Source organism: Rhodospirillales bacterium, assembly GCA_028824295.1.
Taxonomy (GTDB): domain Bacteria; phylum Pseudomonadota; class Alphaproteobacteria; order TMED109; family TMED109; genus VXPW01.
In genome coordinates this window covers 69,041-81,335 of record JAPPED010000026.1, presented here as the reverse complement: position 1 = coordinate 81,335, position 12,295 = coordinate 69,041, and the positions used below count along the sequence as shown (strand labels likewise).

The 12,295-nt window shown below is 66.3% G+C and carries 10 protein-coding genes; 3 read left to right on the top strand and 7 right to left on the bottom strand.

Going from position 1 to position 12,295, the window contains the following annotated elements:
• Positions 1–205: 205 nt before the first annotated feature.
• Positions 206–475 (bottom strand): hypothetical protein, encoded by a 270-nt coding sequence (locus tag OXH60_10935; protein ID MDE0712633.1) that lies wholly within the window; start codon positions 473–475, stop codon positions 206–208.
• Between the two features lie 277 nt (positions 476–752).
• On the opposite strand from OXH60_10935, the gene OXH60_10930 reads away from it, so the two are divergent.
• The 3 genes from OXH60_10930 to rnd all read left to right on the top strand — a co-directional run bounded on the left by OXH60_10930 (position 753) and on the right by rnd (position 4,718).
• Positions 753–1,667, top strand: a complete 915-nt coding sequence (locus OXH60_10930; protein ID MDE0712632.1) for an NAD(P)-dependent oxidoreductase — start codon at positions 753–755, stop codon at positions 1,665–1,667.
• A 164-nt stretch (positions 1,668–1,831) separates the two neighbouring features.
• Complete coding sequence (locus tag OXH60_10925) at positions 1,832–2,890, top strand: saccharopine dehydrogenase NADP-binding domain-containing protein (protein MDE0712631.1); 1,059 nt, start codon at positions 1,832–1,834, stop codon at positions 2,888–2,890.
• Positions 2,891–3,530: 640 nt separating this feature from the next.
• The gene (gene rnd, locus OXH60_10920) at positions 3,531–4,718 is read left to right on the top strand and encodes a ribonuclease D (protein ID MDE0712630.1); all 1,188 of its coding nucleotides are present in this window, start codon (positions 3,531–3,533) and stop codon (positions 4,716–4,718) included.
• Positions 4,719–4,720: 2 nt separating this feature from the next.
• On the opposite strand, the gene OXH60_10915 is transcribed toward rnd, so the two are convergent.
• Genes OXH60_10915 through OXH60_10890 form a run of 6 tightly spaced genes read right to left on the bottom strand, consistent with a single transcriptional unit; the run spans position 4,721 to position 12,214 of the window.
• The gene (locus OXH60_10915; protein MDE0712629.1) at positions 4,721–6,217 is read right to left on the bottom strand and encodes a hypothetical protein; all 1,497 of its coding nucleotides are present in this window, start codon (positions 6,215–6,217) and stop codon (positions 4,721–4,723) included.
• A 17-nt stretch (positions 6,218–6,234) separates the two neighbouring features.
• Positions 6,235–8,439: an RNA degradosome polyphosphate kinase gene (locus OXH60_10910; GenBank protein MDE0712628.1), complete on the bottom strand. Its 2,205-nt coding sequence runs from the start codon at positions 8,437–8,439 to the stop codon at positions 6,235–6,237.
• 31 nt (positions 8,440–8,470) lie between these two features.
• Positions 8,471–9,256: an SDR family oxidoreductase gene (locus tag OXH60_10905; protein ID MDE0712627.1), complete on the bottom strand. Its 786-nt coding sequence runs from the start codon at positions 9,254–9,256 to the stop codon at positions 8,471–8,473.
• A gap of 29 nt (positions 9,257–9,285) precedes the next feature.
• The gene (locus OXH60_10900; GenBank protein ID MDE0712626.1) at positions 9,286–9,966 is read right to left on the bottom strand and encodes a DnaA/Hda family protein; all 681 of its coding nucleotides are present in this window, start codon (positions 9,964–9,966) and stop codon (positions 9,286–9,288) included.
• Positions 9,963–11,030 (bottom strand): AI-2E family transporter, encoded by a 1,068-nt coding sequence (locus tag OXH60_10895; GenBank protein ID MDE0712625.1) that lies wholly within the window; start codon positions 11,028–11,030, stop codon positions 9,963–9,965. Before OXH60_10895 ends, OXH60_10900 begins: the two co-directional genes overlap by 4 nt.
• Before the next feature lie 5 nt (positions 11,031–11,035).
• Positions 11,036–12,214 (bottom strand): DUF2066 domain-containing protein, encoded by a 1,179-nt coding sequence (locus OXH60_10890; protein ID MDE0712624.1) that lies wholly within the window; start codon positions 12,212–12,214, stop codon positions 11,036–11,038.
• Between the last annotated feature and the right edge of the window lie 81 nt (positions 12,215–12,295).

Below are 12,295 nucleotides of genomic sequence, written 5' to 3'. Positions count from 1 at the left end.
GTCCGTTCAGATTGGAAGTTCCAGTGTCCGTCCGCGGGCATGCCGGCCGCGGACGTCCTCTGAGCCCATCCTACGTCATGGTTTGCGACCCGCCATGCGCAGATATCGGCAGACGGTGTCCGACCGCGCCGACGAATCCAGCCGACCAGTCCGGGACCGCCTGCACCGGCAATCTGCGCGGCCGGCGGCGCCGCTGCGGTGCGGGTCAGAGACCTGGGATGATGCCGGCGTAGACGAGCATGGTGAGAATCACGCAAATGCCGCCCACCACGCCGATCACGTCACCAGCCCGCAACAGAAACATTCCTCGCTCCAGGATGCGGTCCGCCTTCTCGAACCCGGCTGTATCGTCTTCACGATCAGGAATCTGCAGCCGCTGCAGCGTCATTCTTCCGCAAAAGATCAAGATGAGCCCGGCGGCAAGGATCGTGCCACTGACGATGGCGAGAATATGCGGCTGCAAAATAGCTGACATTGCGGGTTTCCGGACAGTCCGTCGCGCTCGGTCGCGCCCGCGCAATCTTACGGAGTTTTCGCTCCACGTTGTGTTCCGCGATTTGGTGTCCACACGCCCCGGGTTACTCGGCTTGACGCCCATGCCCTAGTTGCCGCACCGATGCTGGGACGGTCGCGTCCATCGGCCTGCCACCTGACACGCCCGGTCCCACGGTGATGCAGTCTGACCTCCGGAGCATCAGGGGGCCCCATCGTCTACGCTGCGCCGCCCGGGATGTTGCCCAGGAGAGACATGCATGGACCGGATCGGTTTCATTGGGCTGGGGCGGATGGGCCGCCCGATGGCCTCCAACCTGCAGCGCAAGGGTTTTGGGCTTGTCGTCTTTGATATCGCCCGTTCGCCGTGCGATGCGCTGGCGGAGCTTGGCGCCTCGGTAGCGGACTCCGTCGCAGGGGTCGCGAAGGAGGCGCGCACCATCTTCACCTGTCTTCCTTCGCACGTCGAAGTGGAGGGCGTCATCCTGGGACCCGATGGGCTGATCGCACACGCTGCACCCGGCACCACCATCGTGGAAATGAGCACCATTGATCCCGAGGTCACCGATCGCTGTGCCGCAGCACTTGCGAGCTCGGGGATGCACTGCATCGATGCTCCGATCGGGCGACTCGCCAGCCACGCGGATGCCGGCGAGAGCCTCTTCATGGTCGGTGCCGAGGAAGTCGAGTTCAACGCCATCCGGCCGATGCTGGAAGCAATGGGGACGTCCATTCATCACTGCGGCCCGGTCGGCACCGGTATTCGCACCAAGCTGGTCAACAACTACCTCGCCATCACGCTTTGCCAGATCAACGCGGAGGCGCTTGCGCTCACGCGCCGCTTCGGGCTGGATCTGGAACGTACCCTAGAGGTCCTCCACGGCACCACCGCAACCAACGGTCAATTGCGGATCAACTACGCCACCAAGGTTCTCAAGGGCGATATCACGCCGGGGTTTCAGATTGATCTCGCCCACAAGGACCTATCCCTCGTGACGCAGGCGGCGAATGCCAACCGCGTGCCGATGCCGGTTGCGGCGGCGGCGCGCGAATGCCTTAGCCTCGCCCGGGCGCGTGGCTGGGGCGGGCAGGATTTTTCTGCCCTGCTGGATGCTCTCTGCGAGAGCGCCGGCATCGAGCCGGTACGTTTTTCCGGCCGCGGCGGTGCGGACTGATCGGATGGCCGATGGAACGCGAGAGCTGCCGGCGGCCGGGCCCGACCGAGCCGATGAACCATGCAGAACGGGTGGGTGGGTGCCGGCCTAGTGCAGACCGCGCAGTGGACGGGGTTGCCCGGACTGACGGCCTGTTCCCGGCTGCGCCCTAGAGGGGCTGATCGATGTCGCGGCCGAAATTGATGATCTACGGCGCTACGGGCTACACCGGCCAGTTGGTGGTGGCTGAGGCTGTCACGGGCGGGCTGCGTCCCGTGCTGGCGGGACGCAGCCCGAAAAAACTCGCTGCGCTGACCCGGTGGTCGACGCTCGACAAGCGAACGGTGGCAGTGGGTGATGCGGATGGGCTGACCTCCGCCCTGGAGGACATCACCGTGCTTGTGAACTGTGCGGGGCCGTTCTCGCGCACGGCCCAACCGGTGGTCGAAGCGTGCTGCAAGACAGGGACGCACTACCTGGACATTACGGGGGAACTGGCGGTCTTCGAAGCATTGGCGGCCTGTGATGCCGCGGCTAGGCAGGCGAAGATCATGGTCCTGCCGGGCGCAGGATGTGACGTCTTGCCGAGCGATTGCCTGATCGCCGACCTGGCAGCGCGGAATCCCGGCGGTCGATGTCTCCGGCTCGGCCTCGCAGCCCACAGCGGTTTCTCCCAGGGCACGTTGCGCACGGTCCTTGACGGCCTCGACAATTTTCGCATTCGACGCGACGGTGCGATCGTGCGGGTCGAGGCCGGCAGCCTCCGTCACGACTTTGACTTCGGGGAGGGGCCGAACACCGCCTTGGTCAGCGTGCTGGGCGATGTCGCCACCGCTTATCGGTCGACCGGAATCGCCAATATCGAAACCTACAGCCAGACGTCCCGACCGGTCGAACTGCTGATGTGGACGGCGCGGCGGTTCGGGGGGTTGCTGACCATGCGGTGGCCGCGGAGGCTGCTGGACGCGGTGATCCGGCAAGGGCCGGCCGGCCCCGGCGAACGGGAGCGACGGACCAGTCATGCCACTTTCGTGGCCGAGATCGAGGATGCCGACGGTGAACGCGTGACGTCACGCCTGCGCGTGGCCGATCCGTACGGGTTCACCGCGGCCGCAGTGGTCGCCATTGCCGCGCGGGTCCTGCAGGGCGACGTCAGGCTCGGTTACCAGACGCCTTCCTTGGCCTACGGCGCTGACTTCGTTTGCCAATTCGACGGCGTGGCATGGGATCGGCCGGATGGATAGCGCGGCGACACCGGAGACCCACCTGCCCGGGTCTCGGGAACTGCCGCAGCCGACCGGTTCGGCGCGCCCGATGATGATAGGGACCGGGACCCAGCCTGCAGGCGCCGACAGGCGTCCAAGCTTGCAACGGTGCTTGGCAACGGCCTATGTTGAGTCGTGCGGCTTGTCCAGATCAGTGACCGCTCCGAACGGCGCCGAGTGTGGGTCGCACCGGCGGATGGTGACGGGTTCCTGCTCCGGAGGGCGGTGGGATTCGCCCGCCCGCCGATTCCGGCCGCGCTGCGGTTGATGGGCGGCACGGCGGCTGCCCCCGCCGCGCCCGGGACTGATGTCTGCGATCAGCTCCTGACCGACGCTCGGATGCATCTGCCGCGGCCCCTTCCGGGGGCGGTGCCATGGCTGGACACGGGGATTGAACACCGAACCACCGCGAATTCGATTCGGCCCCCGGCGCACCCCGCTCGTTGGGACGCCGGCGCCCGGGCCCAGGAGGACCTGGGATGGTGGACGGTTCCGTCATGACACATGCCGGTGGGCGCCGAGGAAACTGCGGCCGGGCAAACGTCCCTCATCTCGCGTGTACGGTTCTGGGCCCATTGGCAGCAGCATCGGATCAAGCACTGGTTGGGGTGCGCTCGCCTTGAAGTCTCGGAGCGGTCGGCGGCACCCTTCTGCCCGGGACCTGCTGATCAGTGAGACGGCCGAACTCGAACGGCTTTGCGAACATCTCGCCGATGAGCCGTTCATCTGCGTCGATACAGAGTTTCTGAGCGGCCAGACGTTCTGGCCGAAACTGTGCCTGGTACAGCTCGCCGGCTCGGACGGCGAGGGGCACGCGGTCGACGCCCTGGCCGAGTTGGACCTTGAACCGCTTTATCGCCTGCTGAACGAGGCGCCGCCGATCAAGGTGTTCCACGCCTGCCGCCAGGACGTCGGCATCTTCTTTCTGGCGACTGGCCGCGTACCCACGCCCCTGTTCGATACGCAGGTGGCGGCAATGGCGTGCGGCTACGGGGAAGCGGCCAGCTACGCAAGCCTTGCGCAGGCCATCGCGGGTGTGACAATCAGCAAGGCAGATCGCTACACCGACTGGTCGCGCCGGCCCCTGTCGCCGGCTCAATTGGCCTATGCGCTTGCGGACGTGACCCACTTGCCGGCCATCTACCAAAAGCTCGCCGACCGGCTTGACGAGGCGGACCGCTGGGAGTGGCTTGACGAGGAGATGGAGTCGCTGACGGACCCGGACTCGTACCGGCTCCGGGCGGAAGAGGCGTGGCGACGGGCCAAGCTCCCGCCGTTGCCGCCCCGACAGCAGCTGGTCGCTCAGTTCCTGGCGGCGGCACGGGAAGAGATGGCCAAGAAGGCGGATCGCCCGCGGCGTTGGATCTTGTCAGACGAGGCGCTGGTGCAGATAGCACGAACCGGCCCTTCCAGCGCGGGCGAACTCGCGGAGATCAGGGGCGTTTCGGAGACGGTCGCGCGGGGCCGGACCGGCAGCAGGCTCCTGGAAGCCGTGCGGGAAGGTCGGGCAGCGACGCTTCCGAAGGCCGAAAGCCGTCCAAAGTCAAGACACAAGTCGCCCGCGGCCGCCGTACTACTGCGTGCGCTTATTCGCCAAGTGGCGGCCGAGCACGGCATCGCGCCGAAGCTGCTGGCGAGCACGGAGGAGCTGGATCGCATTGCGGCCGGTGACCGGGACATGGCGGCGTTTCGGGGCTGGCGAAACCGGGTGTTCGGGGAACGGGCGGCGGCACTCTGCGAAGGGCGCATCGCGCTGGGCGTGGATGGCGGCAAGTTGCGGGAGATTCCGCTCGACGAGCACGGCTGACTTCAGGCGTAGATGATGTGATGCCTTCGTCCGAGCGCCTGGGCGAGAGTCTTGAGACGCGCCCGCACGACCAGGGCGTCGAGGCAATGCGGCAGGGTGAGGGTCAGGACGTCGCCGCGCAGCTCCAGTCGGCACGCCTCCAGCGTATGCCCTGCTCCCCCGCCGATCGTCATGGCAAGGCGCAGGGCCAGCCCCACGATCCGTGACCAGCGCGCGTGCGAGTCCGGGATCAGCTGGGCAATCGACCGCATCCGTCCAGTGACCGCCGCACCCGTGTAGCGAGCGTGCAGCGCCAGTGCCATGCGGATGCGAATCGTTTGGCTGACCGGCAAGAGCGGGCGCAGTGCCACGCGATCGAAGGCATACCGAGCCCGGTGTTCCGGGTGTTCATTCCAGGCAAGATCGACGAGGCGGGCGCAGGCAGCCAGAAACTCCCCGTTCTTGTTGACGAAACCCGCGTCCCCCAGGATTGGCTGAATCCAGTTGGCGATGGTGTCGGGGTTGCCGACGAAGGGCCGGTTCGCGGGTTCAAGCGAAGCGGTGGCCTCCAGAAGCGGTGAAACTGGCTGGTCCGCTGGCTCCTCGAGCAGTTCGAGAAGAATCCCTTCCCGCAGACCGAACCCGGAGAAGACAACCCGTGACGGCTGAACCGCCTTCATCACCGCCAGCATGGCCGCGGCGGCAAACGGCAATCCCGGCCGGCGGTGGCTCGGGACGGAATGCGGAAGCTTCCGGGCAGGCAGATGGACGAGTTCGGTTAGATGGTCGACCAGCTCACGTCGATCCAGCCGGTACCCGTGAATGATCGGGAGCGGATGCTTGGTGCGGCTCTGCAGCGCGCGCGCCAGGGCCCGCCAAGATCCGCCGATCGCGAAGAAGGGCCGACCGCGACCATCCTTGAGCCAGTCGAGCGGCGTCAGTTCGCGCGCCAGCACGCGTCCGGCATCGGCGGCGACGCGACGACTCATGTCCATGAGGCGGAGCATTCCCGCCGGCAGCGATCCGTCCGCCAGTACGTTCCCCTCGCAGACACGCGCGAACTCGATGCTACCGCCCCCCATATCCCCGAGAATCCCGTTGGCACCGGGAATTCCGGCCATCAGCCCGCTTGCGGCCAGCCGAGCCTCCTCGCGGGCGTCCATCACCTCGACATCGATACCTGTGCGCTTGCGGATCGATTCGATGAGCGGCCCGCTGTCGGCCGCCTCCCGGATGGCTGCGGTGGCCACCGTGCGGATGTGCCGAGCGTCCATGGCTTCGGCCAGGCGGTGGAACCGCAGGACGGTCGCCAGCGCGACGTCGCGTCCACGGCGCTGCAGTTTTCCGGTGCTGCCCAGGGTCCGGGCAAGTCCCACGATCACACGTTCGTTGTAGAGAACCACCGGTGCGCGGGCGGGCGGGCGGTAGACCACCAGGCGAAACGAATTGGAGCCCAGGTCGGCCACGGCCACCGGGCGGTCGAGCCCGTCTCCGGACCCGAACGTCCGCCGATTGGTCATTGCGAGTGCGACCTCGCCTAGTTGGCGGACTTGTCGAGCGGCACGGAGCGCGGTGCCCCAGTGCGCAGTGCCTTGCCGCGTCCGGAGAGCGAGGGATTGTCCATGAAGTACTGGTGCGCCGACTCCGACTTGGCATCGCCCTGCATCGGTCGGTAGGTCCCGTCGCCCTGCATTTCCCAACTCTGCGTGCGATCGTTCAGGTTGGCCACCATGATCTGATCGAGGACCTGCTGGTGCACGGTGGGATTCAGGATCGGCACCATGGTCTCGCAGCGACGATCGAGGTTGCGGGGCATCAGGTCGGCCGAGGAGATGAAGACCTTGGCGCGGCGCGACGGCAGTTTCCGACCGTTGCCGAAACAATAGATCCGGGCGTGCTCGAGGAAACGACCGACGATGCTCTTTGCGCGAATGTTGTCGGACAGGCCGGGGACCCCGGGGCGCAGGCAGCACACGCCGCGAACCACGAGCTCGATGGCGACGCCGGCTTGTCCGGCGCCGTACAGCGCATCGATCACCTCCGGATCAACCAGGGCATTGGCCTTGATCCAGATCGATGCGGGACGGCCAGCGCGAGCATGCGTGACTTCCTGTTCGATCAGACCGAGCAGCGTTCTTCGAAGGTGAGCCGGTGCCACCTTGATCGCTTGCCAGGTTTCGGGTTCGGCGTAGCCGGTCAGCAGGTTGAACAAGGCACTGGCATCGCGTCCGATGGCCGGATCGCAGGTGAAGAGTGACAAATCGGTGTAGATCTTCGCGGTTGCAGGATGGTAGTTCCCGGTCCCGAAGTGGACGTAGCTGATGGGACCGTTGGGCTCCTGCCGGATCACGAGAGAGGCCTTCGCATGGGTCTTCAGTCCCATGAAGCCGTACACCACATGAACCCCGGCACGCTCCATGTCACGCGACAGCTTGATGTTCGCCTCTTCGTTGAACCGGGCCTTGAGTTCGACCAGGGCTGTCACCGACTTCCCGGCCTCGGCGGCCTCGATCAGGGCGTCCACCACCGGGGAGTCCTCGCGCGGCGTTCGGTAAAGCGTCTGCTTGATCGCCAACACCTCCGGGTCGCGTGCCGCCTGGCGCAGGAACTGGACGACCACGTCGAAACTCTCGTACGGGTGGTGGACGATCAGGTCTTTCTTGCGAATGGCGGCAAAGCAGTCGTCGCCCGTGCTCCGGATCCGCTCAGGGAAACGCGGCTCGAAGGATTCGAAACGCAGATCATCCCGGCCGCACTCCACAATCTCGGCGAGCGCGGCGACCCCGATGATGCCATCGGCTTCGACGACGTTGGCCGGGTCGACGCGCAGTTCCTGGAGCACCGTCTCCCGGAGATCCGACGGCATCTGCGCATTGATCTTGAGCCGCACGACATTGCCGCGCCGCCGCTTTCGCAGCAGCGTCTGGAATGACCGAACGAGGTCTTCTGCTTCCTCGTGCAGTTCGATCTCGCTGTCACGGATGATCCGGAATGTGCCGTAGCCCAGCAGTTCGCAATTGTTGTAGACCCGGTCGACGAAGGTCCGGATCACGTCCTCCAGCATCACGAACCGCAATGGCGAACCGGGTAGCCGGATGAAGCGCGGGAGCACGGCGGGAATCGGGATCAGCGCGTGCAGATTGCGGGCGCCGGACATGCGCGGCCGCAGGCTCATCACCAGCGCGAACCCAAGATTGGCAATGAACGGGAACGGATGGGCGGGATCGATCGCGAGCGGCGTCAGCATCGGAAAGATCTCGCTCCCGAAGTGGTCGGACAGCCAGTCATGCTCGCTCGCCGTGAGCTCGTCGGGGTCGATCACGTGCACGTCGGCCGCCGCCAGTTCGGCGCGCAGCTGTCGCCAGCAAGCCTGCTGTTCGGCCATGAGTTGGGCGGCGGCGGCATTGACCTCAACCAGGGTTTCGGCCGGTGACCGTCCATCTGGCGACCGCCGCTTCACGCCGGCGGAAATCTGGCCCATCAACGCTGCCACCCGGACCATGTAGAACTCGTCGAGGTTCGTGCCCGAGATCGAGAGGAAGTTCACGCGCTCCAGCAACGGATGATGAGGCTTGCTGGCTTCGCTGAGGACACGCCGGTTGAACGCGATCCAGGAGAGTTCCCGGTTCACGAACCGGTCCGGGCCGAGCCCGATGGCCGGAAGCGGGCTCTGCTCCGTCTGCGGTCGCCGAGTCCGTGACACGGCAACGGGTTGCACAACTACAGCGGTCTCAGCCTGCATGGGCACCCCTAACCCGGACAATTCCGGGCTGTCAGAACGTACCCGGGTAGCCGCCGCCGTCCAGCAGGAGATTCTGCCCAGTGATGTAGCCAGCATGGGCGCTGCACAGGAACGCACAGGCGGCGCCAAACTCTTCGGGAGTCCCAAAGCGGCCGGACGGATTGCTCCCGGCCCGTTCGGCGGCCACTACGTCGACGTCGGTCTGCCGCTTCTTGGCCTCGAACTCGATCGTTCCGCGCAGCCGGTCGGTGTCGAATGGCCCCGGGAGCAGATTGTTGATGGTTACGTTGTAGGCAACGGTCTTGCGGGCGATGCCTGCGACGAAACCGGTCAGCCCGCTGCGCGCTCCGTTCGACAGCCCGAGAATGTCAATCGGCGCCTTGACGGCGCTCGAGGTGATGTTGACGATCCGCCCGAATCGCCGCGCCGTCATACCGTCGACGGTGGCCTTGATCAGCTCAATCGGCGTGAACATGTTGGCGGCGCAAGCAGCGGTCCAATCCTTGCGCGTCCAGTCACGGAAGTCGCCGGGCGGCGGTCCACCGGCGTTGTTCACCAGGATGTCAGGGTCGGGGCAGGTCTCGAGCAAGGCGGTCTGGCCCTCGGGAGTAGTCACGTCGGCGGCAACCATTTTGACCGTGGCGCCCTGTGTTGCGACCTTGGCCACGTCGGCTGCCGTCCGTTCGAGTGTCTCCGGGTCGCGGCCGTTCAGGACGACATGCACGCCTTCTTCGGCGAGAGCTAGTGCGCAGCCACGCCCCAATCCGCGGCTGGAGGCGCACACAATCGCTGTGCGTCCGGCAATTTGAAGATCCATGCGTGTCTCCCAGCAGTCTGACGGTCGTGTCAGGCGTGTCGGTTCACGGTGTCTGCGAACCATGCCCGCACGAACGGGATCGTGAGTTTGCGACGACGCGCAAGGGCGGCAGCATCGAGTTCTGCGACCAGCCGCCGGGCCGCAACGAAGGACCGCTGCATGCGCCGCAGAAGGAAGAGTATCACTTCGTTGTCGACGCGTACCCCGCGGTCACCGAACTGTTTCTTGATCACGCGGCCGAGCAGTTCGTCGTCCGGTTGGCCCAGGAAGACCGATTGCATGGCGCGAAGCCGTGACAGGAGGTCCGGCACGCGCAAGCCCAATTGCGCCGGGGGCCGCTGGCAGGTCACGAGCAGGTGGCCGCGCGCCTCGATCATCGCATTGACAAGGCGAAACAGGCTGTCCTCGTCGGCGGCGCCATCGACATCCTCGATCAGAAGCGCCCGCGCGCCCCCCCGCGCGGCCTCGAGTGCCGGGTGCAACCGCGCCGCCGGGTGCCGGGCCGCGCCCGAGCGACGGCACCACACGGCACCAATGTGCGATTTCCCGGCGGCCGGCGGGCCAATCAGAACGAGGCCAGGCGGATGCCAGTCGGGCCACCGGTCCACCCAGGCGACGGCGGCCGCATTCGCCGGGCCGACGACCAGATCGTCACGGTCCTGCGCCTCGCGCACGTCGAAGGCAAACGTGTATTGGAACTCTGGCGTCATGTCTCCCGGTAGAATCCGCTCTCGCGGTACCACGCCAGCGCGGACCGAAGCAGAACCGTGATGACAGCTGCGGCCGGCACGGCGACGAGAATTCCGACGAAGCCCAGGAGGGCACCGCCCGCGAAGAGGGCAAAGATGGTGCCGACGGGGTGCAGGCCCAGGCGTTCGCCGACAAGCCGGGGGCGCAGCACGTAGTCGTCAACCAGCTGACCGGCGGCAAAGACGATGCCGGCGACCACGGTCTGCCATGCTGCGCCGAACTCAAGGGCGGCCAGGCCCACCGAAAGCAGCAGGCCGAGTATCGTCCCGACGTAGGGCACGAACGAAATGAGGCCCGCGAACAGGCCGATGAGCACGCCGTTCGGGATGCCGATCAGGCCGAGAACAAGGGCATAGAAACCTGCAAGGAGGGCGCAGCTCGTCGATTGTCCGCGGACGAACCCGGCCAGGACCCGGTCGATTTCGACGAAGCGGGCGCGCGCGGCCGCCAAGTTGCGGCGCGGCAGCAGCGAGTCGATCCGCGCCACCAGCTCGTCCCAATCCCGGAGCAGGTACCAGGCCACCAACGGGGTTACCAGCAGCAGCCCGCTGACGTTGATGATGGCGGCGCCGGACCGAAAAAGGTTTTGCAGCGTCGTAAGCGCCCAGACGCCGATCTCCCCACTGAGGAGCGGCAGCAGATCCTGCGCGCTGCTGCCAAGCTCCCAGCCAAAGCGTTCCGTCAGCAGGTGTCGGATCTGGTCCAACCACGCCAGGATCCGTCCGATCCGGTCGGGCGCCTTGGCGGCGAATGATTGCGCCTGGTCGACAACCACCGGGAGGAGCAAACCGGTGATGGCGAACGCCGCCAGGGTGGCGACGATCAGAACCAGCGTGGTGGCGAGGCTACGTCCCAGCCCCAGGTCCTCACACCGGTCGACGACAGGATCGAGCAGATAGGCGATGGCAGCGCCAAGGATGAACGGCAGAAGAATGGAGGAGAACAGCCAGAGGATTGCGGAGGCCGCCACGAAAAACGCCAGCCAGATCGCGATCACGCCACGAGTGCCGGACACAAGGGACATGGGACTCAATCGACGACGGGCGGCGCCGGTGGCTCAGGCTCGACCGGCACATCGGGAACGGGTGCTGCGACGGGCGGGGGGTCCTCCGTGGCCGCGAACCGCAGCAGCCACGGGTCACCGGCGGTTTCGACGTCCAGTCCGATGGCTGTCAGAGCTTCGCGCACGGCATCAACAGTACCGCTGTAATGGAGCAAGAGGTCCGAGTGCCGCGTTGTCAGGCGCCGGATCGTAACGTGAGCAAGGCGGCTGGAGCGCTGGACCTCGGTCAGCAGACGCCGCCACTCGCGGAAATCTCCAAACTCCGCGCGTACGGCGAGGACCCCGTCGGCGGCGCGCCGGTCGCGAACCGACTGGATCCAGAGGTCCGCTGCCGCCCGGGCGGTGGTCATGGCCGTGCGCCCAAGAAAGTCTGCGCCCGATTCATCGACAGCCCGGCGCGACTGAAACCGCAGCGGGTCCCCGATCGGCTGCCCCCGATCGGTAAGGACTACGGACACGGTCACCTGCCTCCCTTCGGCAGCCTGGTCGGCCCGGACCAGCAGGGCGTGGGTGACACCGTAGCGTCGAGCGAGTCCCGCGATCCGGTCCGCCTGTCCGCCCGCAGCTTCGGCAACGGAGAGCGCGGAGACATCGCCGAGTTCGCCGTGCGGCACCAGCAACGGAATGAAGTCACCTGCACTCGGTCGGTTTGCCCAGATGTCGAGCCACGGGTTGTTGTCCCACAAGGTCAGCTGGCCGCCTTGGCCGAGGAGCGGGATCAGCAGGTGGGTGGGGGGACGGTGTTCCTCGAAGACGAGACCCAGCTCGCCCATCAGGTTGCGCACCCGGTCGCGATCGAACTGCACTTCAATCGTTGCGCGGTAGCGATTGGCCGCAATCCGCTCGTTCTGCACCGAATAGCCGGTGACGAACCGGGACGGGTTTGCGCGGACATCGTCAGGGATCCGGCCCACATCTTCTTTCAGGAGCAGCCACTGCAGCAGTCGGTCGAACGCCACACGCTCGCCGGCGTGGAGTGCGGCGGCTCGTGCCGAACTGCCGTCGGTTCCGGTCTCGTCGACCGCGATGCCCCCGACCGTGTAGATGTCGGCGGTACCTTGGGCTGCAGCGGGACTGCAGAGACTGCCCGCCATCCAGAACAGCCAGGCGCCGACAAGCGTCGGAAGCGCTCGACTTCGCGTCATATTTTGCATGGCAGCAAATATAAATGCATGGTGATTCGCCGTTGGCCGTGCCGACGGCCGACGCCAGCCTAGCCCTTTGGG